The 21,776-nt window shown below is 66.5% G+C and carries 25 protein-coding genes; 6 read left to right on the forward strand and 19 right to left on the reverse strand.

Going from position 1 to position 21,776, the window contains the following annotated elements:
* The 11 genes from rplB to rpsL all read right to left on the reverse strand — a co-directional run.
* Positions 1-560, reverse strand: a 560-nt coding sequence (gene rplB / locus K2Y03_RS10510) for a 50S ribosomal protein L2 (RefSeq protein ID WP_294090606.1), incomplete at its 3' end; no start/stop codon positions are given.
* Positions 561-564: 4 nt separating this feature from the next.
* Positions 565-876, reverse strand: coding sequence for a 50S ribosomal protein L23 (locus K2Y03_RS10515; RefSeq protein WP_294090607.1), 312 nt, complete (start codon positions 874-876; stop codon positions 565-567).
* Complete coding sequence (rplD, locus tag K2Y03_RS10520; RefSeq protein ID WP_294090608.1) at positions 869-1,501, reverse strand: 50S ribosomal protein L4; 633 nt, start codon at positions 1,499-1,501, stop codon at positions 869-871. Before rplD ends, K2Y03_RS10515 begins: the two co-directional genes overlap by 8 nt.
* Before the next feature lie 5 nt (positions 1,502-1,506).
* Entirely contained in the window at positions 1,507-2,256 is a 750-nt protein-coding gene (gene rplC, locus K2Y03_RS10525) for a 50S ribosomal protein L3 (protein ID WP_294090610.1), read from the reverse strand.
* A gap of 278 nt (positions 2,257-2,534) precedes the next feature.
* A complete protein-coding gene (gene rpsJ, locus K2Y03_RS10530) occupies positions 2,535-2,843 on the reverse strand; it encodes a 30S ribosomal protein S10 (RefSeq protein WP_066776796.1) in 309 nt (102 codons plus the stop codon).
* Between the two features lie 121 nt (positions 2,844-2,964).
* On the reverse strand, positions 2,965-4,155 hold the full coding sequence (gene tuf / locus K2Y03_RS10535; RefSeq protein WP_294090611.1) for an elongation factor Tu: 1,191 nt from the start codon (positions 4,153-4,155) through the stop codon (positions 2,965-2,967).
* 244 nt (positions 4,156-4,399) lie between these two features.
* Positions 4,400-4,915: a hypothetical protein gene (locus tag K2Y03_RS10540; RefSeq protein ID WP_294090612.1), complete on the reverse strand. Its 516-nt coding sequence runs from the start codon at positions 4,913-4,915 to the stop codon at positions 4,400-4,402.
* Complete coding sequence (locus K2Y03_RS10545) at positions 4,912-6,015, reverse strand: OmpA family protein (protein WP_294090613.1); 1,104 nt, start codon at positions 6,013-6,015, stop codon at positions 4,912-4,914. The genes K2Y03_RS10540 and K2Y03_RS10545 overlap by 4 nt, the downstream gene beginning before the upstream one ends.
* 93 nt (positions 6,016-6,108) lie before the next feature.
* Positions 6,109-8,205, reverse strand: coding sequence for an elongation factor G (fusA, locus tag K2Y03_RS10550; RefSeq protein WP_294090614.1), 2,097 nt, complete (start codon positions 8,203-8,205; stop codon positions 6,109-6,111).
* Positions 8,206-8,332: 127 nt separating this feature from the next.
* A complete protein-coding gene (rpsG, locus tag K2Y03_RS10555; RefSeq protein ID WP_294090615.1) occupies positions 8,333-8,803 on the reverse strand; it encodes a 30S ribosomal protein S7 in 471 nt (156 codons plus the stop codon).
* A gap of 48 nt (positions 8,804-8,851) precedes the next feature.
* Entirely contained in the window at positions 8,852-9,223 is a 372-nt protein-coding gene (rpsL, locus tag K2Y03_RS10560; RefSeq protein ID WP_022687071.1) for a 30S ribosomal protein S12, read from the reverse strand.
* Positions 9,224-9,477: 254 nt separating this feature from the next.
* Between rpsL and K2Y03_RS10565 the strand changes: the two genes are divergently transcribed.
* Both K2Y03_RS10565 and K2Y03_RS10570 read left to right on the forward strand, forming a co-directional pair.
* The gene (locus K2Y03_RS10565; RefSeq protein WP_294090618.1) at positions 9,478-10,653 is read left to right on the forward strand and encodes a hypothetical protein; all 1,176 of its coding nucleotides are present in this window, start codon (positions 9,478-9,480) and stop codon (positions 10,651-10,653) included.
* A gap of 91 nt (positions 10,654-10,744) precedes the next feature.
* Complete coding sequence (locus K2Y03_RS10570) at positions 10,745-11,224, forward strand: polymer-forming cytoskeletal protein (protein WP_294090619.1); 480 nt, start codon at positions 10,745-10,747, stop codon at positions 11,222-11,224.
* Here K2Y03_RS10570 and K2Y03_RS10575 read toward each other — a convergent pair.
* The 5 genes from K2Y03_RS10575 to K2Y03_RS10595 form a co-directional block, all read right to left on the reverse strand.
* Entirely contained in the window at positions 11,221-12,099 is an 879-nt protein-coding gene (locus K2Y03_RS10575) for a VacJ family lipoprotein (RefSeq protein ID WP_294090620.1), read from the reverse strand. The two genes, K2Y03_RS10570 and K2Y03_RS10575, sit on opposite strands and share 4 nt — an antisense overlap.
* A 258-nt stretch (positions 12,100-12,357) precedes the next feature.
* Positions 12,358-13,752, reverse strand: a complete 1,395-nt coding sequence (gene lpdA, locus K2Y03_RS10580) for a dihydrolipoyl dehydrogenase (protein WP_294090621.1) — start codon at positions 13,750-13,752, stop codon at positions 12,358-12,360.
* Between the two features lie 10 nt (positions 13,753-13,762).
* Positions 13,763-14,134 carry a hotdog domain-containing protein gene (locus tag K2Y03_RS10585; protein WP_294090622.1) on the reverse strand — a complete coding sequence of 124 codons (372 nt, stop codon included), beginning with the start codon at positions 14,132-14,134 and terminating at the stop codon, positions 13,763-13,765.
* A 52-nt stretch (positions 14,135-14,186) separates the two neighbouring features.
* Complete coding sequence (locus K2Y03_RS10590) at positions 14,187-14,411, reverse strand: hypothetical protein (protein WP_294090623.1); 225 nt, start codon at positions 14,409-14,411, stop codon at positions 14,187-14,189.
* Complete coding sequence (locus K2Y03_RS10595) at positions 14,408-15,685, reverse strand: pyruvate dehydrogenase complex dihydrolipoamide acetyltransferase (RefSeq protein WP_294090624.1); 1,278 nt, start codon at positions 15,683-15,685, stop codon at positions 14,408-14,410. Before K2Y03_RS10595 ends, K2Y03_RS10590 begins: the two co-directional genes overlap by 4 nt.
* A 168-nt stretch (positions 15,686-15,853) precedes the next feature.
* Here K2Y03_RS10595 and K2Y03_RS10600 point away from each other — a divergent pair, with 168 nt between their 5' ends.
* Both K2Y03_RS10600 and K2Y03_RS10605 read left to right on the forward strand, forming a co-directional pair.
* The gene (locus tag K2Y03_RS10600; RefSeq protein ID WP_294090625.1) at positions 15,854-16,309 is read left to right on the forward strand and encodes a universal stress protein; all 456 of its coding nucleotides are present in this window, start codon (positions 15,854-15,856) and stop codon (positions 16,307-16,309) included.
* Between the two features lie 42 nt (positions 16,310-16,351).
* Positions 16,352-17,644 (forward strand): M20/M25/M40 family metallo-hydrolase, encoded by a 1,293-nt coding sequence (locus tag K2Y03_RS10605; RefSeq protein ID WP_294090626.1) that lies wholly within the window; start codon positions 16,352-16,354, stop codon positions 17,642-17,644.
* Positions 17,645-17,654: 10 nt separating this feature from the next.
* Here K2Y03_RS10605 and K2Y03_RS10610 read toward each other — a convergent pair whose 3' ends face one another.
* The 3 genes from K2Y03_RS10610 to K2Y03_RS10620 form a co-directional block, all read right to left on the reverse strand.
* Positions 17,655-18,266: a bifunctional 2-polyprenyl-6-hydroxyphenol methylase/3-demethylubiquinol 3-O-methyltransferase UbiG gene (locus K2Y03_RS10610; protein WP_294090627.1), complete on the reverse strand. Its 612-nt coding sequence runs from the start codon at positions 18,264-18,266 to the stop codon at positions 17,655-17,657.
* Between the two features lie 125 nt (positions 18,267-18,391).
* Complete coding sequence (ctrA, locus tag K2Y03_RS10615) at positions 18,392-19,093, reverse strand: response regulator transcription factor CtrA (RefSeq protein WP_294090629.1); 702 nt, start codon at positions 19,091-19,093, stop codon at positions 18,392-18,394.
* A gap of 212 nt (positions 19,094-19,305) precedes the next feature.
* On the reverse strand, positions 19,306-20,220 hold the full coding sequence (locus tag K2Y03_RS10620; protein ID WP_294090631.1) for a LysR family transcriptional regulator: 915 nt from the start codon (positions 20,218-20,220) through the stop codon (positions 19,306-19,308).
* 95 nt (positions 20,221-20,315) lie between these two features.
* On the opposite strand from K2Y03_RS10620, the gene K2Y03_RS10625 reads away from it, so the two are divergent.
* A complete protein-coding gene (locus tag K2Y03_RS10625) occupies positions 20,316-21,035 on the forward strand; it encodes a pirin family protein (RefSeq protein WP_294090634.1) in 720 nt (239 codons plus the stop codon).
* 29 nt (positions 21,036-21,064) lie between these two features.
* Positions 21,065-21,667 (forward strand): NAD(P)H:quinone oxidoreductase, encoded by a 603-nt coding sequence (gene wrbA, locus K2Y03_RS10630; protein ID WP_294090635.1) that lies wholly within the window; start codon positions 21,065-21,067, stop codon positions 21,665-21,667.
* Positions 21,668-21,776: the final 109 nt, after the last annotated feature.

The following is a 21,776-nucleotide window of genomic DNA, read 5'->3' on the forward strand; positions in this document are numbered from 1 at the left end:
CGCTGCTCGCCCGAGTTCAGGCGGATCATCACCATGCCCTTGTCGCGGCCGACGATCTGCACATAGGTGCCCGCCGAACGTGCCAGCTGGCCGCCCTTGCCCGGCTTCATCTCCACATTGTGGCAGATGGTGCCGACCGGCATCTGGCCCAGCTCCATGGCGTTGCCCGGCTTCACGTCGGTCTTCTTGCCGGCGATCACCTTGTCGCCAACCGCCAGACGCTGCGGCGCGATGATGTAGGCCAGGCGATCCTTGCCGGCTTCGTCCGCGCCATAGTTGATCAGCGCGATGAAGGCGGTGCGGTTGGGATCATATTCGATCCGCTCGACGGTGCCCTCGACGTCCCACAGGCGACGCTTGAAATCGATCAGGCGATAACGCTGCTTGTGGCCGCCGGCGATGCCGCGCGAAGTGACGTGCCCCTTGTTGTTGCGGCCGCCGGTCTTCCGCTTGCCTTCGGTCAGCGCCTTGACCGGCCCGCCCTTGTGCAGACCGGAGCGGTCGACCAGGATCAGACCACGGCGTGCCGGGCTGGTGGGGTTATAATGCTTGAGTGCCATCGCCTCAGATTCCCGTCGTCACGTCGATCGATTGGCCCTCTTTCAGGGTCACGACCGCTTTTTTCACGTCAGACCGGGTGTAGGGCGTGCCCTTCCACCGCTTGGTCTTGCCCTTCTGGACCATCGTGTTGACGCCCGTCACCGAGACGTTGAACAGCGCCTCGACCGCCGCCTTGATCTCCGGCTTGGTCGCGTCACCGGCCACCTTGAACACAACCGCATTGTGTTCAGACAGCAGGGTCGCCTTTTCGGTGATGTGCGGTGCGACGATCACGTCATAGTGACGCGCGTCGACAGCCTTGCCCTTCTTAGCCATTGAAGCGCGCCTCCAGCTTTTCGACCGCCGCCCGGCTCAGCACCAGCGTATCGGCCTTCAGAATATCGTACACATTGGCGCCGACCGCCGGCAGCACGTCGACCGCGCGGATGTTGCCGGCGGCGAGCGCGAAGCTCGATTCGACCATGTCGCCATCGATCACCAGCGCGCGCTTGGCGCCCAGCTGCTCGAAGCTCTTGGCGAGCAGCGCGGTCTTGGCATTGTCCACGACCAGGCTGTCGGCGACAATCAGCTTGCCCTCACGGGCCTTGGCCGACAGCGCCATCTTCAGACCCAGCGCGCGCACCTTCTTGTTGAGCGACGGGTTGAAGTCGCGGACGCGGGCGCCGTGCGCCTTACCGCCGCCGATGAACACCGGCGCCCGGCGATCGCCGTGGCGGGCGGTGCCGCCGCCCTTCTGGCGACCGAACTTCTTGCCGGTGCGGGCCACATCGGCACGCTCGCGGGTGCCGCGCGCGGTGCCACGGCGCTTTTCCAGCTGCCACGTCACGACGCGGTGCAGGATGTCGGCGCGCGGCTCGATGCCGAACACATCGTCCGACAGCTCGATCTCGTCTTTGCCAGGCGTAAAGCCGTCGACGAGGGTGGAGACCTGAATCTTCATGCTGCTCAGCCCTCCTGGCCGTCAGTGGCGTCGGTCGCCGGCGCTTCTTCAGCGGGCGTGTCCGCAGCCTGGTTGCTGTTGGCGACCTTGATCGCAGCCGGATAGGGCGCCTCTGCGTGGCGCTTTACCTTCACCGCGTCCTTCACGATCAGCCAGCCGCCCTTCGAGCCGGGCACCGAGCCCTTCACGAAGATCAGGCCACGCTCCGCGTCGGTCGACACGATTTCCAGATTCTGCTGGGTGCGCTGGCGGTCGCCCATATGGCCCGCCATCTTCTTGTTCTTGAACACCTTGCCCGGGTCCTGGCGGTTGCCGGTCGAGCCGTGCGAACGGTGCGAGACCGACACGCCGTGGGTCGCGCGCAGACCGCCGAAGCCCCAGCGCTTCATCGCGCCGGCAAAGCCCTTGCCCTGGGTATAGCCCTGCACGTCAACCAGCTGACCGGCGACGAAATGGTCGGCCGAAATCTCGGCGCCCACGTCGAGCAGCGCATCGTCGGCGACGCGGAATTCGCGCACAATCGCCTTGGGCTCGACTTCGGCCTTGCCGAAATGGCCACGCTGCGGCTTGGCGACATTCTTGGCCTTGGCCGTGCCAGCACCCAGCTGGACCGCCACATAGCCATCACGATCAACTTCGCGGCGGGCGACGACCTGCAGCTTTTCCAGCTGGAGCACAGTGACGGGCACGTGCCGGCCATCGTCCTGGAACAAGCGGGTCATCCCCATTTTCTTCGCGATCACGCCAGTGCGCATGATCCACACTCCTCAAATACAGAGGCCCGCCGGGGACCATTCCCACAGCGGGCATGCCAGCCCAAAATATAACGCGTGCCCCGTCCGGGCTGATGCCCGGTTGCCCGGGCGCGACGGGGGACGCGGACCCAGGCAAGCCTGGCGGTATCCCTTGTTGCTGGAGCCTTGCGGCTCGCGGCCTTGCTGCGTCTTTCGCTTCGATGCCGGCCAGATGCCGGAGGCCCGAAAACCCCGTGCGGGGCGACGCGAATCTGGTGTTCCCTAAGGGAGCCGGCGCCTTACGCCAGCTTGATCTCTACGTCAACGCCTGCTGCAAGGTCAAGCTTCATCAGCGCGTCCACGGTCTGCGGCGTGGGCTGCACGATGTCGAGCATGCGCTTGTAGGTGCGCACCTCGAACTGCTCGCGCGACTTCTTGTCGACGTGCGGGCCACGGTTGACGGTGAATTTTTCGATGCGCGTCGGCAGCGGGATCGGACCCCGGATAAGCGCGCCGGTGCGGCGGGCGGTATCGGCGATGTCGCCGGTCGCCTGGTCGAGCACGCGATGATCGAACGCCTTGAGGCGAATGCGGATATTGGAGTCCATTTTCCCTACCGATGCGAAAGAGCAAGAAAGGACGGCAGAACCGTCCTTCCAGAAACATAAGCCTTACAAAAGCGGCACCCCCCAAACCCCGTTGCCGGGACTCGGGCGGTGCGCGCCTATATTACTTCGTGATGCCGCTGACAACACCCGCGCCGACGGTACGGCCGCCTTCACGGATGGTGAAGCGCTGGCCCACGTCCATCGCGATCGGCGCAATCAGCTTGACGCCCAGGGCGATGTTGTCGCCCGGCATCACCATCTCGGTGCCCTCGGGCAGCTCGACGGTGCCGGTCACGTCGGTCGTGCGGAAGTAGAACTGCGGGCGATAGTTGGCGAAGAACGGCGTGTGACGGCCACCTTCGTCCTTCGACAGCACGTACACTTCCGACGAGAACTCGGTGTGCGGCTTGATCGAGCCCGGCTTTGCCAGCACCTGACCACGCTCGACTTCGTCACGGGCGACGCCGCGCAGCAGCGCGCCGATGTTGTCGCCGGCCTGGCCCTGATCGAGCAGCTTGCGGAACATTTCGACGCCGGTCACGACGGTCTTGCGGGTGTCATGGATGCCGACGATCTCGACTTCCTCGCCCACCTTGATGATGCCGGTTTCGACGCGGCCGGTCACCACGGTGCCGCGACCCGAGATCGAGAACACGTCTTCGATCGGCATCATGAACGGCTTGTCGAGCGGACGATCCGGCTGCGGGATCGACTCGTCAACGGCCGCCATCAGCGCCAGGATCGCTTCCTTGCCCAGCTTCTCGTTCGAGCCGTCGAGGGCGCAGGTCGCCGAACCGCGGATGATCGGAATATTGTCGCCGTCGAAATCACGCTTCGACAGTTCTTCGCGGATTTCCAGCTCGACCAGCTCGAGGATTTCCTCGTCATCGACCAGGTCGACCTTGTTCAGGAACACCACCATGGTCGGCACGCCGACCTGACGGGCGAGCAGGATGTGCTCCTTGGTCTGCGGCATCGGGCCGTCGGTCGCGGCAACCACCAGGATCGCACCGTCCATCTGCGCGGCGCCGGTGATCATGTTCTTCACATAGTCGGCGTGGCCGGGGCAGTCGACGTGCGCATAGTGGCGCGCCTTGGTTTCATACTCGACGTGCGCGGTCGAGATGGTGATGCCGCGCTCGCGCTCTTCCGGCGCCTTGTCGATGTTTTCGAAATCAACCTTTTCCGAGAGACCTTCCTCGGACAGCACCTTGGTGATCGCCGCCGTCAGCGACGTCTTGCCATGGTCGACGTGGCCGATAGTGCCGATGTTCAGGTGCGGTTTGCTACGATCGAACTTTGCTTTCGCCATTTCTTCCTCTGTCTATCAAACCGAACCGCCGCCGGGCGCACGGCTCAAGTAAACCCGTCTTCATCTGGATCAGGGCGCAAACGCCCCAAACAAAACCACCGGCCCATGCCGGACCGGCGATGAAGGCGCGCCCATAGCCCAAGCGCGGGGCCATGGCTAGAGCGAAATTCGCTCCCGACTCCGGAACACCGCGCGGCCCGGGCTATGGCGATGCTTTCACCTTCTGTCTAGGGGGCGGGTCGCGCTATTTCTTGCTGCCGGACGTCACCACCGCAGTGGTCTTGCCCGTGTTCACGCTGGTCTGCACGGCAATCGACCGCCCGCCGCCCTTGTCCGAGGCGCTGAACATCTTGGCCCCGTTGATATCCATGGTCGATACCTCGTTGAGCCCGGCGGCCTGCGCGCGAGCTTTATAGAATTCCACCACCTTGTCAGGCGAATCAGCGGTGGTGAACGTAACGATCGAGCCCGTGCCGTCAGCGGCGGTGCCGCCCATGCTGCCGGTCACCTCGCCCCCCGGATAGGCGGGAGCATAGGGCGCCGCATCGGCGGGCCATTTGCTGCCCGGCCCGGCGGTCATCATCGCTATCTGCTTGCCGTCCTTGCTGGTCGCGGTGATCTTGGCGCCGTCGCCATCCTCGCGCTGCTCGATCTTCATGCTGGAGCCGTCGGCCGTGCGGATCGTCTGCTCGCGCTCTTTGCTGCCGCACGCGGCCAGCGCCAGAACGGGCAGCAGGGCAAGCGGGTATGATCTGGTCATCGCGTCATCTCCACCACTTCGACGCGCCGGTTGCGCGCCTGGCCCTCCGGCGTACGGTTGCTGGCAATCGGCGCCGCCATGCCATTGCCGAACGCGGTGAGTGCGGCCGGTGTTACCTTATAGTCTCGGGTGAGGGCTGCAACCACCGCTTCGGCGCGGCGCTGCGACAGGCCGACATTATAGCCGAACGCCCCATTGGCATCGGTATGGCCGACGACGAGCGCATGCGTCCCGCTTGCCGTCAGCCACTCGGCGATGGCGGCGAGCTGTGGCGCGGATTCGGGGCGCAGGCTTGCCTTGTCGGTGTCGAACTGGATGGCATAGAGGATAGCCTTGCCGCTCGATGCGACGTCGCGGCCGATGCCGGCGGCATCAACCACCTTCATGCTGTTGCCCAGCGCCTTGGGCTCCATGACGATCATGCGCGCAAAACCCGGCTTCTCGCCCGTCGCCTGGGTTAGCACACTGACGCGCAGGCCATCGGCGCGGCGCATCGCCGACAGATAGCGCGTCGGCCCATTGGCATAGGGGTCATAACGGTTGATGCCGACGGCATAGATGTTCAGGCACTGCGACGGATCGTCGGCGCACTCGAAAACGACTTGGAAGCCCGCTGCCTTCAGGGCGTTCAAGTAATTGCGGAAGATGGCGAGGCCCGTATTGCCGATGGGCGTGGCATATTCGATGACTGTCAGCTTGCCTTCGAGCCGGGCGACCGATGGATCGGGCCGCGTCCCGGTCAGCTTGGCAATCACGAACTCGGCGCTGTCATACGGCACTTGCGAGTATTTGGTGATCTTCGCGCCGTCGAAACGGGGAATGCCCGGATAGTCGCTCGCCCCCTTGGCATCGCCGGGCAGCGATGCACCAACGCCAGAGGGCGGCGGCGATGCACCCGGCTGCATGTTCTTGAACTCATCAGCCGGGCCGGCGGCCGCCGTTGCCGCCGGTTTTTCCGGGGCCGGCGCGGGGGGCGCCATCGGTGTGGGCGCCGGTGCCGTCATGATCTTGGCGGCGGCGGCCACTTCGTTGCCGCCCGTTTTCGCGTCGCACCCGGCCGCGCATAACAGCGCCGCCAGCAGCAGGAATTTTCGCCCCATCACGCTACTCCTCGCTAAAGCAAGGAGTTAACATGGAAGATGTGACGCGACTGTGACGGCGCCGTGCCCAAGGGCACAGCGCCGCATTCACAATCAGGCGAACTTCGCCTTCACTTCGTCGGCCACATTCTGCGGCACTTCGTCATAGTGCGAGAACTGCATCGTGTACTGCGCGCGGCCCTGGGTGAACGAGCGCAGCTGGTTCACATAGCCGAACATGTTGGCCAGCGGCACCATCGCTTCCACCGCCTGCGCATTGCCGCGCGTGTCGGTGCCCTGGATCTGGCCACGGCGGCTGTTGAGGTCGCCGATCACGTCGCCCAGATAATCCTCCGGCGTCACCACCTCGACCTTCATCACCGGCTCGAGCAGCTTGATGCCGGCCTTTTGCGCGGCTTCACGCATCGCGCCGCGGGCGCAGATTTCAAACGCCAGCGCCGACGAGTCGACGTCGTGATACTTGCCGTCGAGCAGTTCGACCGAGAAGTCGATGATCGGGAAGCCGATCAGCGAGCCGGTCTCTGCCGTTTCGCGCATGCCCTTTTCGACCGAGGGAATATATTCCTTCGGCACGTTGCCGCCCTTCACCGAATCGATGAAGGTAAAGCCCGACCCGCGCTCGCCGGGGGTGACCTTCACCTTCACTTCGCCGAACTGGCCCGAGCCGCCCGACTGCTTCTTGTGGGTGTAGGTCAGCTCGACGGGCTTGGCCAGATATTCGCGGTACGCCACCTGCGGCGCGCCGACATTGGCCTCTACCTTGAACTCGCGCTTCATGCGATCGACCAGGATTTCCAGGTGAAGCTCGCCCATGCCCTTGATGATCGTCTGGCCGCTTTCGGCGTCCGACGACACGCGGAACGAGGGGTCTTCGCGGGCAAGGCGGTTGAGCGCCACGCCCATCTTCTCCTGGTCGGCCTTGGTCTTGGGCTCCACCGACAGCTCGATCACCGGCTCGGGGAATTCCATCCGCTCCAGAATGATCGGCGACGACGTCGCGCACAGCGTGTCGCCGGTGGTGGTGTCCTTCAGGCCCGCCAGCGCCACGATGTCGCCGGCATAGGCTTCCTGGATGTCCTCGCGGCTGTTCGCATGCATCAGCAGCATGCGGCCGACCTTTTCCTTCTTGTCCTTGACCGAGTTCATCACCTGGGTCGCGGTTTCGAGCTTGCCCGAATAGATGCGCGCGAAGGTGAGCGTGCCGACGAACGGGTCGTTCATGATCTTGAACGCCAGCGCCGCGAACGGCTCGCTGTCCGACGACGGGCGCTCGTCCGGCGTTTCGCCGTCAAGCTTCACGCCCTTGATCGCCGGCACGTCGAGCGGGCTGGGCAGATAGTCGACCACCGCGTCGAGCAGCGGCTGCACGCCCTTGTTCTTGAACGCCGAACCGCACAGCACCGGCACGAACGTCATGTCCAGCGTGCCCTTGCGGATCAGCATCTTGAGATCGGCCACGCTCGGCTCATTGCCTTCGAGATAGGCCTCCATCAGCGCGTCGTCCTGCTCGACCGCCATCTCGATCAGCTCGCTGCGATACTTGGCCGCCTTTTCAGCCAGGTCGGCAGGGATCGGCTGATATTCGAACTTCGCGCCCAGCGACTCTTCAAGCCAGATGATCGCGCGGTTCTCGACCAGATCGACCAGCCCCTTGAAATCGCCCTCGATGCCGATCGGCAGATACAGCACGGCGGGGCGGGCGCCCAGGCGCTCGATGATCGAGTTGACGCAATAGTAGAAGTCGGCACCGGTGCGGTCGAGCTTGTTGACGAAGCACATCCGCGGCACCTTGTACTTGTCCGCCTGGCGCCACACCGTTTCCGACTGAGGCTCAACGCCTGCAACGCCGTCGAAACAGGCAACCGCGCCGTCGAGCACGCGCAGGCTGCGCTCCACCTCGATGGTGAAGTCCACGTGGCCGGGCGTGTCGATGATATTGATGCGGTGCTCTTCGCCCTTGCCCTCGCCGGCGCGCCAGAAGCAGGTCGTCGCCGCCGACGTGATGGTGATGCCCCGCTCCTGCTCCTGCTCCATCCAGTCCATGGTGGCGGTGCCTTCATGCACTTCGCCGATCTTGTAGGACTTGCCGGTGTAATAGAGGATGCGCTCGGTCGTCGTCGTCTTGCCGGCGTCGATGTGCGCCATGATGCCGATGTTGCGATAGCGTTCGAGCGGATGGCTGCGGGCCATGACGTGTCTTCCTTAGATGAGCGGAGCCCGGAGCATCAGGCCCCGGGCGCGCGCGATATAGAGGTGTTGTTCGTGCAGCGAAAGCCCAAAGGCGACACTCCGGACCGGATGTGCCGCCCCTGACCCTTTACCAGCGATAGTGCGAGAAGGCGCGGTTGGCCTCTGCCATGCGGTGCGTATCTTCGCGCTTCTTCACCGCATTGCCGCGATTGTTGGCGGCATCCATCAGCTCGCCCGACAGGCGGGCGGCCATGGTGTGCTCGCTGCGCGCACGCGCGGCACCGATCAGCCAGCGGATGGCCAGCGCCTGGGCACGCTCCGGGCGAACTTCCACCGGCACCTGATAGGTGGCGCCACCGACGCGGCGGCTGCGCACTTCGATGCCCGGCTTCACATTGGCAAGCGCATCGTGGAACACGCCCAGCGGCTCGCGCTTGGCGCGCGTCTCGATGGTATCGAACGCACCATAGACGATCGCTTCGGCAACCGACTTCTTCCCGTCGAGCATGACGGAGTTCATGAACTTGGACAGCACCACATCCCCAAACTTGGGATCGGGCAGGATTTCCCGCTTTTCGGGACGACGACGACGAGACATTTAAATTCCTTTCGCTTCAGCCATTCAAGGGCCAGATTACCGGCCGGCTTACTTCGGACGCTTGGCGCCGTATTTGGAACGCGATTGCTTGCGGTCCTTCACCCCTTGCGTGTCGAGCACGCCGCGCAGCACGTGATAGCGCACGCCCGGCAAGTCGCGCACGCGGCCGCCGCGGATCAGCACCACCGAGTGCTCCTGCAGGTTGTGCCCTTCGCCCGGGATGTAGCTGATCACTTCGCGGCTGTTGGTCAGGCGCACCTTGGCGACCTTGCGCAGCGCCGAGTTCGGCTTTTTCGGGGTCGTCGTATAAACGCGGGTGCACACGCCGCGCTTCTGGGGGTTCTGTTCCATCGCAGGGACCTTCGACTTGGCCTTCTGCGGGTCACGGCCCTTGCGGACCAGCTGATTGATCGTCGGCATGAAGCCCTTCACCTTATGTTACCGGCATGAGCGCGGCGGTTACTTTGTCGGAGCCCTTGAAAAACAAGACGTTGCAAAACGAAAAGAGGCCCGAGGGGGTCGCTGCTACGACCGCCGGGGCCCTTCGTCTCCGACAATGTTCAAGCAGCCTTGCGGTCGTGTCCGCCCACAAAGCAGCCGCGCCCTTACACAGCGCCGCCGTCCCCGTCAATGCCGGCCGGTGCTTTACCCGATGCTAACCATGGCGGCCTAGCGTGGCGGCCATGTTGCCGGCCCTGCCCAAATCACCCGCACCCGTCAGCCCCCGCTGGATGGCGGCGCTGGGGATCGTCGGCCTGCTCTGCCATGTCCTGTTCTGGCCGATCATCACGGTGGATGTCGTCGTCTATTACATTCCCTGGCTGGATACCATCGTGGCGCGCGGCGGCGGCCTTCAGGCCTTTGCCGAGCCATTTGCGAACTACACGCCCCCCTATCTCTATCTGCTTGCACTCGCCGCGCCGCTCAAAGGGCTGCTGCCGGACCCGTACATCATCAAGACGGTATCGGTGGTGTGCAACCTGCTGCTGGTCGCTGCGCTGTGGCATGTGCTGCGCGCGTTGAAGGCGCCGGCACCGCATGTCGCGCTGCTGGCGCTGGCGCTGCCCAGCGTGATGATGAATGCCGCGCTGCTGGGCCAGTGCGACGCGCTTTATGCCGCGCCGTGCGTGATGGCGGTGGGTGCCGCGCTGACCGGCCGCCACCGCGCGATGATGGCCTGGGCGGGGCTTGCGCTCTCCGTGAAGGCGCAGGCGATCCTGGGTGCGCCGTTCGTGCTGGCTGCCATCATCGCCTGGCGCGTGCCGGTGCGCGACTGGCTGTTTGCGCCGCTCGGCTTCGTTGCCGCGTTTGTCCCCGCGCTGCTGGCCGGCTGGCCGCTCACCGACATGCTTTCGATCTATCTGCGCCAAGCCGACACGTTTCACGACATCGCCCGCAACGCCCCCAACATCTGGATGATCGCGCAGACGCTGGGCGCGACAGCGACGGTCAGCGGCCTCGCAACCGCCCTCGCGGTGGGGGTGTGCGGCGCCTATATCGCCTGGTTCGGCGCGACGCTGCGCCAGCGGACGGTGGAGATGCAGCTGCGCGCCGCGCTGCTGGCGCCGATGCTGGCCGCCGGGCTGCTGCCCAAGATGCACGAACGCTATTTCTTCCTGGCCGATGTGCTGGCCTTTGCCTGGGCGATGCTGGCCCCGGGGCGCGACAGCTGGCGGATCATGGCCTATGTCCAGCTCGGTTCCGCGGTGGCGGCCTGGGGGTATCTGACCGGCGCCAATCTGGCGGTGCTGGCGGCGGTGCCGATGATGCTGGCCACCTGGATGACCGCCCGGCCGCTGATCATGCCGGCGGCGAACGACAATCCACTGCTCCCCCGCCGCGCGGTGTGAGGCTGTAAAGCGTCATCATTGCTGGCTAAAACCATTGGGACGACTCGCCATGCCGCGCGGGTCCGAACAATGGGGTAGAAAGGCGATGGCCATGTTCAGCAACAATCGCGGCCGCGACACCGGCTTTGCCGCGCCAACGGCGCCCGGCCCCAATGGCAGCAACGGCAAGCGGGGCATGTTCTCGGTGCTGGGCAATGACGTGATGATCGTGGGCAACATCCATGCCTCTGCCGACCTGCACATCGACGGCAAGGTGGAAGGCGATGTGCGCTGTGGCGCGCTGGTCCAGGGCGGCGACAGCGAGATTCGCGGCAATGTCTACGCTGAAACCGCGCGGCTTGCCGGTTTGATCGAAGGGACGGTCTCGGTCCGCCAACTGACGGTGGAGCGGGCCGCGCGGATCACCGGCGACGTGGAATATGAAACCATTTCGATCGAGAACGGCGCGGCGATCGACGGCCGGCTGAAGCATATCGTGGCCAATTCCGGGAAACCCTTTGGTGCGCCGCCGCCGCCGGCTTTGGCCGCCCCCGCCCAGCCCGCCGAACTCTCGGCCGAGGACGGCGCCTAGGGCTTTGGTTGCTGCGCCGATTGTGGCTCCGGCTTCGGCGGTGCGACCGGGGCGGGCGCAGGCGCTGCCGGCACGCCCAGCAACTGTTCCAGCGTGGTCTGCTTGCCGCGAAGCCGGTCAATCTGCACCTGGCGATAGGCCAGATACAGCTCGCGCCGGGCTCGATAGGGATTGGGGTCGTTGCGGATGCGCACATAATCCGGGTTGAATTCGGCGCGATAGTCGATCGAGCGCAGCGCATTCGCCGGCACCGCATAACGCAGGTCGTTGAACGGGAAGCCGACCGAAAGCGGCAGCACCGCGGCATCCACCCCCCGCCCGAACAGATCGCGCACCGTGGTCGGCCCGATCAGCGGCAGGAAGAGATAGGGGCCAGGCCCCACGCCATAATAGCCCAGCGTGTCGGCAATGCCGTTCGGCCGATAGGGCAGCCGGAACGGCTTGGTGCGCGCCACGTCGATCACGCCGGCCACGCCCAGCGTCGAGTTGATCGTGAACCGCCCCAGCGTCTCCGCCGCCTTGCCCGGCTTCAGCTGCAACAGGAAGTTCACGAACACAATCGGCTCGCCCAGATTGCGCAGCAGGTTGCGGATGCCGCTGCGCAAAGGCTTGGGCAGGGCTTTCTGATAACCCAGCGCCACCGGCCCGAAAAACGCGCGGTCGACTGCCTGTGTCGCCTCGAACGAAACCTTGTTCACCCCCTGCATCGGGTCGCCGGGCGGTGGCGGGAGTTTGGCCTTCACCACCACATCGTCCGGCGGCGGTGGCGACTGGTCGGCGACGGCCCGCTTGACCGGCACTGCCGGCGGCACCGCAGTGGGCGGGATCTCGATCAGTGGCGCTGGCTCGACCACGCTCACGGCCTGAACGGCCAACCCCGCTGGATCAGCTATTGGCGTAGTAGCTGCCATAACTAACGTGGTCGTAAACGCGATCAGACTCATCAGAGTTCCCAGTTACGCGGCACCCTGGCCAACTGAATGGCGCTTATAGCGAAGGATACGCAACACCAATAGCCGCACATGGCGCGAAGCTGAGACAGTTTGGCGCATCACCGGGGCGGCGGCGGTCAGCCCCAAATTTCGGCAGTCTTCGCGCCATCAAAAGCGGTGCTGCTCTTCGCTCTTGCCGCGTCAGATATGCACCGCCCGGCCATAGGCGCCGAGCACGCTTTCGTGCATCATTTCGGAAAGCGTGGGGTGCGCGAACACGGTTTCCATGAGCTCGGCCTCGGTCGTCTCCAGCTGGCGGGCAATGACATAGCCCTGGATCAGCTCGGTCACTTCCGCGCCCACCATGTGCGCGCCGAGCAGCGCGCCGGTATCGGCATCGAACACGGTCTTGATGAAGCCCTCGGCCTCGCCCAGCGCGATCGCCTTGCCATTGCCGATGAACGGGAACTTACCCACCTTCACCTGATGCCCCGCCGCCTTTGCTGCGGCCTCGGTCAGCCCGACCGAGGCGACCTGCGGGCGCGAATAGGTGCAGCCCGGGATGTTCCAGGTCTTGAACGGGTGCGGGTGCTGGCCGGCAATCGCCTCGACACAGACGATCCCCTCATGGCTTGCCTTGTGAGCCAGCCAGGGCGGGCCGGTGACGTCGCCAATGGCATAAAGGCCGGGCACGTTGGTGCGGCCGAAGCCATCGACCATGATATGCCCCCGGTCCGTCGCCACGCCCAGCGCCTCCAGCCCGATCCCCTGCGTATTGGGGACGATGCCGATCGCGACGATGGCGTGGCTGAAGCTGTCGGCCATGGTGGTGCCGTCGCTTAGGTTGACAGTCACGTTTACACTATCGAGCCGGGTTTCGAGTGCCTTGACCCCTGCCCCGGTGATGATCTTGATCCCTTGTTTCGTCAGCGCTTTTTCCATGAAGGCGCTGACTTCCTCATCCTCCACCGGCAGGATGCGGGGGAGCATCTCGACGATCGTAACATCTGCCCCCATGTCGCTGTAAAAGCTGGCGAATTCCACCCCAATCGCGCCCGATCCGATGACCAGCAGCTTGGTTGGCATCTCGGCCGGGGTCATTGCGTGGCGATAGGTCCAGATGCGCGCGCCATCGGCCGGCGCAAAGGGCAGGTCGCGCGCGCGGGCGCCGGTCGCCACCATGATGTGCGGCGCGGTCAGCTCCACCACGCCGTCGCCCTGCGTCACGGTCAGCCGGCCGGGGCCGGCCAGCGCGCCATTCCCCTCATAGACGGTGACCTTGTTCTTCTTCATCAACGTCTTGACGCCGGCATTGAGCTGCCCGGCCACCTTGCGGCTGCGCGCGACGATCTTGGCCAGATCATAGCCGGGGCGCTCCGCCGACAGGCCGTAAGCGTCGGCATGGGTCAGATAATGATAGATTTCGCTGGTGCGCAGCAGCGCCTTGGTCGGAATGCACCCCCAGTTGAGGCAGATGCCGCCCAGCCGCTCGCGCTCCACGATTGCGGTCTTCAGTCCCAGCTGGCTGGCGCGGATCGCGGCGACATAACCCCCGGGGCCGGAGCCAAGGACGATCAGGTCATAGGTGTCTGCCATCTGTCTCTCCTCAAGCGCCTGTGTCGGGCGGCGCGGGGTCGTTGATTGCCACCAGCGTGAAGCGGCCCTGTGCGGCGGGCGCGGCCTGCCCGCCGTGGCGCGGGCGGCCCCACAGGGTGACCGCAACCGTCCATGACCGGGTGCCGCGGCTTGCCACCTCGGCATGGCAGCTCACTTCGTCGCCCACCGCGACCGGCGCCGTGAAGCTGAACCCGTCGGCCGCCACTACCGGCGCCCGCGCGCCCGTTTCGCGCGAGACCAGCGCGCCCGCCGCCAGCGCCATCTGCCCCATCAGCCAGCCGACAAAGGCGCTGCCATAGGGATTGGCGTCCGCCGGCATCACGGTGGCGCGGATCATCAGCTCGCCCGGCGGCGTGGTCATGCCGTGGCCAGCACCCAGCTGGTGTTCGGCGCCATGCCGGCGATCGCGATCTTCACCGGCGCTGCCCGGCGCCCATGGCACGCTGATCGGCTTCGGCGGCGTGGCGCAGCGGCTCCACCCCCATCAGCAGGATTGCCGCGATGACGAAGGCAACCACCAGCCAGATGTCGCCGCGCGCCAGCGGCACCGCCCAGCTTGCGCCCCAAGCCATCGCCAGCGCCAGCACGATGCCGGCGGCCATGTGCATCAGCTCGATCAAAACATTGCGCCCGATCATGCGATCATCCCCAGTGGCGCTTCGACCAGCGCCTTGAATGCCTGCATCAGCTCGGCCCCGTCCGCGCCGTCGATCGCGCGATGGTCAAAGCTGCCGGTGGCCGACATTACGGTGGCGATACCCAGCGCATCGTCGATGACATAGGGCCGCTTCTCGCCCGCGCCGATCGCCATGATCATGCCCTGGGGCGGGTTGATGACCGCCTCGAACTGCTTGATGCCGAACATGCCCATATTGCTGAGCGAGGCAGTGCCGCCCTGATATTCCTCGGGCTTCAGCTTCTGCTCGCGGGCGCGGGCGGCCAGATCCTTCATTTCGGTGGAAATCGCCGACACCGCCTTGGTATCCGCGCCTGTGATGACCGGGGTGATGAGGCCGGACGGCGCCGACACCGCCACCGAAATATCGGCACGCGCAAAGGTGATCAGCTGGTCCGGCGTGAACATCACATTGCATTTGGGCACGCGCATCAGCGACACGGCGAGCGCCTTGATCAGCAGGTCGTTGACCGACAGCTTCACCCCGGTGGGCGCCAGCGCCGCGTTGAGATCGGCGCGCAGCTTGAGCAGTGCATCGAGCCGGATGTCGACCGTCAGATAGATATGCGGCACCTGCTGCTTCGATTCGGTCAGCCGGCGGGCGATCGTCTTGCGGACGTTCGACAATTTGGCCGCGACATGCGGGATGTCGGGCACGGAGGCCGGGCGCGGTGCCGGTGCGGCGGCGGCAGGTGCGGGTGCGGGTGCGGCGACGGGCGCGGGTGCCACTGCGGCCGGGGCCGGGGCCGGGGCGCCGGGCATCGCCGCCTCGACATCCGCCTTCACGATGCGGCCGCCGGGGCCGGAACCGGTCAGCGTTGCCAGCGGCACGCCCTTCAGCGCGGCGACACGGCGGGCCAGCGGGCTTGCCTTCACCCGGTCGCCAGCAGCGACGACGGGGGCCGGCGCGGGGGCGGGCGCAGCGACGGGCGGTGGGGCGGCGGGTGCGGGCGGCGCGGGCACAGCGGCAACGGGCGCCGGCGCGGGCGCCTCCCCATCCCCGGCCATCCGCGCGATGACGGTGCCGACCTTCACATTGTCGGTGCCTTCGGCGACCAGGATTTCGCCGATCACGCCTTCGTCAACGGCCTCGAACTCCATCGTCGCCTTGTCGGTTTCGATCTCGGCCAGCAGGTCGCCGGACTTCACGGAGTCGCCCGCCTTGACCAGCCATTTGGCAAGCGTGCCCTCCTCCATGGTCGGGGAAAGCGCGGGCATCTTGATGTCGATCGGCATGAAGGGGTCCTTGGCGGTCGGGTCCTTGGCAGCGGCTCGCCCTCCTTCACCACCGGTGCGGCGCGCGGTCAAGGGTGTGTGCGCGGCGCGATCACCGCCCGGCACCGCTATACCCTTGCGGGAGCAGAACAAACACGCCACCTTTGTACGCATGGCGCGGAGGCGGGCATGCGCATCTATCTGGTGGTGATCGACGACAGTGCCGAGGCCGAGGTGGCGCTGCGCTTTGCCGCCCGCCGCGCGACCAAGACCGGGGGCAGCGTGGAGATCCTCGCCGTCGTGCCCAGCGCCGATTTCGTGCCCTGGGGCGGCGTGCAGGCAACGATCGAGGCCGAAGCACGCGAACATGCCGAGGCGGTGGTGCAGGCCGCCGCCGGCACCCTGCTCGCCGAGGCCGGGCTGACGCCCACCATCACCGTGGAAACGGGCGAGCCCCATAAGCTGATCCGCGAGGCGATCCGCCGCAACCCCGATATCGCCGCCCTGGTGCTCGCCAGCGCGGCGAGCGGGCCGCCGGGGCCGCTGATCAGCCATTTCGCCGGTGCCGAGGCCACCTCGCTGGGCGTGCCGCTGATGATCGTGCCCGGCAACCTCTCGCCCGAGGCGATCGACCGGCTGAGCTGAGCGGGCTTGCGCGCACACCGGGCGCGGGGCAGCATGGCCGCCATGCGCACCCTGATCCTGCTCGCCGCCGCCCTTCTCCCCGCCGCCGCCAGCGCCCAGACCGCGCCCGACGCCACCCGGCTGCGCGCCGATGTGGCCGCGATGGTCGGCTTCGGCACCCGCCATACCCTGTCGAGCGCGACCGACCCGAAGCGCGGCATCGGCGCCGCGCGCAACTGGGCGGCGGCGCGGTTTGAGGAGATCGGCCGGGCATGCGGCGGCTGCATCACGGTTGAGCGGATCGCGCGCAGCTTCACCGGCCCCCGCGCGCCCGGCGGGGTGGTGGTGGAAAATGTGCTGGGCATCCAGCGCGGGCGCGACCCCGGCCGCGTCGTCATCATCGGCGCGCATATCGACAGCCGCGTGTCCGACGCGCTCGACGCGGTGAAGGACGCGCCCGGCGCCAATGACAATGCCTCGGGCGTCGCGCTGGTGCTGGAGGCGGCGCGCCACCTGTCGCGCGAGAAATTCGACGCGACGATCATCTATGCCGTCTTTTCCGGCGAGGAACAGGGGCTGTGGGGCGGTACATTGCTGGCGGAAACCGCGCGCGACCGGGGGTGGGACGTGGCGGCGATGCTCAACAACGACATTGTCGGCAACACCATGGGCCAGAACGGCGTGCGCGTGGCCGACCGGGTGCGCGTGTTTTCCGAAGGCATCCGCGCGTCGGAAGATGCAAAGGCCCAGCTCGCCCGGCGCGGCAACGGCGGCGAGGATGACGGCCCCAGCCGCGCGCTCGCCAAGCTGATCGACGCGGTTGCCGCCACGCTGCCCAACGGGCTCGACGTGTTCGTCGACCGCCGGCCGGACCGGTTCGGGCGCGGCGGCGACCATGAGCCGTTCCTGCGGCTGGGCTATCCGGCCGTGCGCTTTTCGGTGGGGGCGGAAAACTGGACGCAGCAGCACCAGGACCTGCGGCGCGAGGGCGGCATCGACTATGGCGACACCATCGACAAGATGGACTTTGCCTATCTGGCCAGGGTGACCGCGATCAACATTGCCGCCGCCCGCCGCATCGCCGCCGCCCCCGCCGCGCCCAAGGGCGTGACGATCAACGGCGCCCTGAGCTTTGACACTAATGTGAAGTGGCAGCCGGTGCCCGGCGCGCACGGCTATCGCATCCGCTGGCGCCGCACCGATACGATGGACTGGACCGGCGCGCGCGACGTGGGCGAACCGGGCGCGGTGCTGCAGAATGTGTCGATCGACGACCATCTGTTCGCGGTGTCGTCGCTGTCGGCGGCGGGCGCGGAAAGCGTGCCCGTGCTCGCGGGGCCTGAGGGGCGGCCGTGATCCGCCACCGTCAGGCGCGCTTAAACACCAGCCGTCGCCACCACACGCCGCTGGCCAGATTTTCCGCGCCGATCGAGGGCTCCTTTCGGTTCATCACCACCGTCAGCCCGGCTTCGGCCGCCTGTGCCGCCATCTCGGCGGCGGGCACATGGAACATCCGCCGGCCCGCCGGCACCGGCCCGCGCCGCAGCGTGACGCTCCAGTGGCCGCCCGGCGCGATCAGCCCGGCCACCGCGCCGAACGCCCGCGCCCGCTCCCCCTCATCCAGATGCATCCAGACGGCCGTTGCCAGCACGAAGTCGAACCGCTCGCCGCGCGCGTGGACGGCGGCCAGCGCCGGCAGACCGTCATCGATCCAGCTGATCGCGGGCGACGGATGGCGCAATGCCGCCGGCACGCGCAGCTCGGTGGTCGGCTCCACCGCCAGCACCCGGTTGCCGCGCCCCGCAAGCGCCGCCGCATCGCGCCCGGTGCCGGCGCCGATATCGAGGACATAGGCACCGCCCGCCGGCACCAGGTGAAGAATGGCGTCGTGCACCTCCTCGAAGCTGCGCCGCTCATAGCGCTCGACCAGGGTCGGCGCCTCCGCCGCATAGCCATCGGTGCCGGGAAAGCTGGTCATGGGGCGGGATTAGGCCACAGGCGCCGCCGCGCAAACGAAAAAAAGGCCCGCCACCCCCCCAGGTCGCGGGCCTTCCCCCTGTAGCTCGGACAATGAGAACCGGCGGGAAAACTGATGGTCGGCGCTTACGCGACCTTGACCGACTGAACCTCCTCGGGCTCGCGCAGCACATAGCCGCGGCCCCACACGGTTTCGATGTAATTGTCGCCGTCGCACGCCATCGACAGCTTCTTGCGCAGCTTGCAGATGAACACGTCGATGATCTTGAGTTCGGGCTCGTCCATGCCGCCATAAAGGTGGTTCAGGAACATTTCCTTGGTCAGCGTGGTGCCCTTGCGCAGGCTCAGCAGCTCCAGCATGGCATATTCCTTGCCAGTCAGGTGCACGCGCGCGCCATCGACTTCCACGGTCTTCGCGTCGAGATTGACGGCCAGCTTGCCGGTGCGGATGACCGACTGCGAATGGCCCTTGGAGCGGCGCACCACGGCATGGATGCGCGCGACCAGTTCCTCACGGTGGAAGGGCTTGGTGACATAATCATCGGCGCCGAAGCCAAAGCTGCGCACCTTTGAATCCATTTCCGAATTGCCCGACAGGATCAGCACCGGCGTCGGCACGCGGGCGACGCGCAGCTTTTTCAGCACGTCATAGCCATGCATGTCCGGCAGGTTCAGATCGAGCAGGATGATGTCGTAATCATAGAGTTTGCCGAGATCGAGGCCCTCTTCGCCCAGGTCGGTGGTATAGACGTTCAGCCCCTCTGCCCCCAGCATCATCTCGATTGCCTTGGCGGTGGTCGGCTCGTCCTCAATCAGCAGCACGCGCATTGCCCAGTCCCCCTGTCGCAGTGGCGAGCCCCCGTGGGTCGGCGCCTCGCTCGTCACCTAGAATTAACTAAATCGGTGATGAACGCAAAAGGTTAATTTTGTTCTAACCCTAGTAAATCCACGAGTCGTGGCGTTTTCTGCACGCTTCGACTCATTTCGGAATCGGCACGACCCGTGCCTTGTCAATGGGGGAAAGCGGCCGTGCCGGCGGGCTATGGCCGCGCCGGAAATTGTCCCGCCGGCGCCCGCAACCGCTCCGCCAGAAACGCGATCAGCGCCTCGACCCGCGCCGGGCGCAGCGTGGCCGGCGGCGTCAGCAGGTGGAGCGCGATCGGCGGCAGCTGCCAATCGGTCAGCACCGGCACCACCGCGCCCGTCGCCAGATCGGGCGCGACGATGAAATCGGGCAGGATCGCCATCCCCAGCCCGGCGCGCAGCGCCGGCAGCAGCGCGTCGCCGCTATTGGCGATCAGCGGCCCGGCGCAGCGCACCGCCACCTCCGCCCCGGCCGCATCGCGGAACAGCCAGGCACCGGGCGCATTGCTGTAGCCCAGCAGCCGGTGCTCTCCCAGCGCCGCCGGATGAGCGGGGCTGCCATGGCGCGCCAGATAGGCGGGTGCTGCCACCACCTGCATCGCCACCGGGCGCAGCCGCCGCGCGCGCAGGCTGCTGTCGGGCAGGCTGGCGATGCGCAACGCCACGTCGAACCCCTGCGCGACGATGTCGACGATCGCGTCCGACAGGTGCAGTTCGATCTCGATGGCCGGGTGCGCCGCCAGAAATTCGGCAATCACCGGCGCGACATGGAGCAGGCCATAGCTCATCGGCGCGCTCAGCCGCACCGGGCCGGCCAGCGCCGTTGCCCCTTCATGCGCGCTTTCCTCCGCCGCGCGCGCCTGTGCCAGCATCGCCCGGGCATGGGGCAGCAGCGCGCGCCCGCTCTCGCTGAGCGCCAGCCGGCGCGAGGTGCGATGGAACAATGTCGCGCCCAGCGCCGCCTCCAGCCGGCCGACCGCTTTCGACACGGTGGCCTTCGACACGCCGATCGCGGCTGCCGCGCCGCTGAACGACTGATGCTCGGCAACGGTGGCGAAGATCGCCCAGCCCTCAAGGTCGGGAAGTCGCATGCGCAAAGCCTAGCATCGGAAACGATCTGTTTCCAGCGTTTCCATTTACGCGCTAAATGGAAACGCTATTTAAGGCCTCAACCAAGGAGGCTGTGATGACCACCGACACCAAAGCGAAAATCGACATCCGCCGTTTCGACGGGCTGGGCCATGCCGACCATGGCTGGCTGAACGCGCGGCACCATTTCTCGTTCGCCAATTATTATGATCCGGCGCGGATGGGCTGGGGCGCGATCCGCGTGTGGAATGACGACGAGATCGCCAGCAACACCGGCTTTCCGCCGCACGGCCACCAGGACATGGAAATCATCACCTATGTCCGCGACGGCGCGATCACCCACCAGGATTCGCTGGGCAACAAGGGCCGCACCGAAGCCGGCGACGTGCAGGTGATGAGCGCGGGCAGCGGCGTGCGCCATTCGGAATATAATCTGGAAGGCGAAACGACGCGCATCTTCCAGATCTGGATCGAGCCCAAGCGGCTGGGCGGTGCGCCCAGCTGGGGCGCCAAGCCCTTCCCCCGTGGCGAGCGGGCCGGGCGCTTCGTGGTGCTGGCCAGCGGCTATGCCGATGATGGCGACGCCTTGCCCATCCGGGCGGACGCGCGGGTGATGGCCGCCACGGTGCTGGCCGGCGACACGGTGGCGCACAGCGTCGCCCCCGGCCGCCACGCCTATCTGGTGCCGGCGCGCGGCGCGGTGATGATCGACGGCGAGCGCATCAACGCGCGCGACGGCGTGGCCATTGCCGGCGGGCAGACAATTGCCTTCACCGCGATCGAAGACGCCGAGCTGGTGCTCGTCGACAGCGAATAACCCCCTGATACCCCAAGGAGCAGTACATCATGACCAAGGTTCTGGTTCTCTATTATTCGTCCTACGGCCATATGGAACAGATGGCCGATGCCGTGGCGGAAGGCGCGCGCAGCGCCGGCGCCAGCGTCGATATTCGCCGCGTGCCCGAAACCGCGCCGGCCGCCGTGGTGACGGCCGCGCATTTCAAGACCGACTCGGCCCATGAAGTGATCAGCGGCCCCGATGCGCTGGCCGAGTATGACGCGATCATCGTCGGCGCGCCCACCCGCTATGGCCGGATGGCAAGCCAGATGGCCGCCTTTCTCGACACCACCGGCGGCCTGTGGATGCGCGGCGCGCTCAACGGCAAGGTGGGCGGCGCCTTCACCTCCACAGCTACCCAGCATGGCGGGCAGGAAACCACCCTGTTCTCGATCATCACCAACCTGATGCATCTGGGGCTGACCATCGTCGGGCTCGACTATGGTTTTCAGGGGCAGATGGGCGTCGACGAAGTGAAGGGCGGCTCACCCTATGGCGCGACGACCATCGCCGACGGCAATGGCAGCCGCCAGCCCAGCGCCACCGAGCTGGACGGCGCCCGCTATCAGGGCCGCCGCATCGCCGAAGTGGCAGCCAAGCTCAGCGCGTAAGGGATGTGGTGGTGAGGGGTGCGCCCCCTCACCACTTCCCGCCGGCGTCGTCGATTGCCTTCAGCAAGGCCCGCTTGCTCGCGGTGCGCCGCACGCCGCTGTTACGGGG

It is taken from the genome of Sphingomonas sp., from assembly GCF_019746015.1.
In the GTDB taxonomy this organism is placed as follows: domain Bacteria; phylum Pseudomonadota; class Alphaproteobacteria; order Sphingomonadales; family Sphingomonadaceae; genus Sphingomonas.

What these genes read in the sequence shown, in the direction of transcription:
- K2Y03_RS10570 (WP_294090619.1), top strand. Translation starts at nt 10,745, where the DNA reads ATGTTCAGCAACAATCGCGGCCGCGACACCGGCTTTGCCGCGCCAACG.
- fusA (WP_294090614.1), bottom strand. Translation starts at nt 8,205, where the DNA reads ATGGCCCGCAGCCATCCGCTCGAACGCTATCGCAACATCGGCATCATG.
- tuf (WP_294090611.1), bottom strand. Translation starts at nt 4,155, where the DNA reads ATGGCGAAAGCAAAGTTCGATCGTAGCAAACCGCACCTGAACATCGGC.
- lpdA (WP_294090621.1), bottom strand. Translation starts at nt 13,752, where the DNA reads ATGGCAGACACCTATGACCTGATCGTCCTTGGCTCCGGCCCCGGGGGT.
- K2Y03_RS10540 (WP_294090612.1), bottom strand. Translation starts at nt 4,915, where the DNA reads ATGACCAGATCATACCCGCTTGCCCTGCTGCCCGTTCTGGCGCTGGCC.
- wrbA (WP_294090635.1), top strand. Translation starts at nt 21,065, where the DNA reads ATGACCAAGGTTCTGGTTCTCTATTATTCGTCCTACGGCCATATGGAA.
- K2Y03_RS10625 (WP_294090634.1), top strand. Translation starts at nt 20,316, where the DNA reads ATGACCACCGACACCAAAGCGAAAATCGACATCCGCCGTTTCGACGGG.
- K2Y03_RS10515 (WP_294090607.1), bottom strand. Translation starts at nt 876, where the DNA reads ATGGCTAAGAAGGGCAAGGCTGTCGACGCGCGTCACTATGACGTGATC.
- rplC (WP_294090610.1), bottom strand. Translation starts at nt 2,256, where the DNA reads ATGCGCACTGGCGTGATCGCGAAGAAAATGGGGATGACCCGCTTGTTC.
- rpsL (WP_022687071.1), bottom strand. Translation starts at nt 9,223, where the DNA reads ATGCCGACGATCAATCAGCTGGTCCGCAAGGGCCGTGACCCGCAGAAG.
- K2Y03_RS10600 (WP_294090625.1), top strand. Translation starts at nt 15,854, where the DNA reads ATGCGCATCTATCTGGTGGTGATCGACGACAGTGCCGAGGCCGAGGTG.
- rpsG (WP_294090615.1), bottom strand. Translation starts at nt 8,803, where the DNA reads ATGTCTCGTCGTCGTCGTCCCGAAAAGCGGGAAATCCTGCCCGATCCC.
- K2Y03_RS10590 (WP_294090623.1), bottom strand. Translation starts at nt 14,411, where the DNA reads ATGATCGGGCGCAATGTTTTGATCGAGCTGATGCACATGGCCGCCGGC.
- K2Y03_RS10620 (WP_294090631.1), bottom strand. Translation starts at nt 20,220, where the DNA reads ATGCGACTTCCCGACCTTGAGGGCTGGGCGATCTTCGCCACCGTTGCC.
- rpsJ (WP_066776796.1), bottom strand. Translation starts at nt 2,843, where the DNA reads ATGGACTCCAATATCCGCATTCGCCTCAAGGCGTTCGATCATCGCGTG.
- K2Y03_RS10605 (WP_294090626.1), top strand. Translation starts at nt 16,352, where the DNA reads ATGCGCACCCTGATCCTGCTCGCCGCCGCCCTTCTCCCCGCCGCCGCC.
- K2Y03_RS10585 (WP_294090622.1), bottom strand. Translation starts at nt 14,134, where the DNA reads ATGACCACGCCGCCGGGCGAGCTGATGATCCGCGCCACCGTGATGCCG.
- K2Y03_RS10545 (WP_294090613.1), bottom strand. Translation starts at nt 6,015, where the DNA reads ATGGGGCGAAAATTCCTGCTGCTGGCGGCGCTGTTATGCGCGGCCGGG.
- K2Y03_RS10595 (WP_294090624.1), bottom strand. Translation starts at nt 15,685, where the DNA reads ATGCCGATCGACATCAAGATGCCCGCGCTTTCCCCGACCATGGAGGAG.
- rplD (WP_294090608.1), bottom strand. Translation starts at nt 1,501, where the DNA reads ATGAAGATTCAGGTCTCCACCCTCGTCGACGGCTTTACGCCTGGCAAA.
- K2Y03_RS10610 (WP_294090627.1), bottom strand. Translation starts at nt 18,266, where the DNA reads ATGACCAGCTTTCCCGGCACCGATGGCTATGCGGCGGAGGCGCCGACC.
- ctrA (WP_294090629.1), bottom strand. Translation starts at nt 19,093, where the DNA reads ATGCGCGTGCTGCTGATTGAGGACGAGCCGACCACCGCCAAGGCAATC.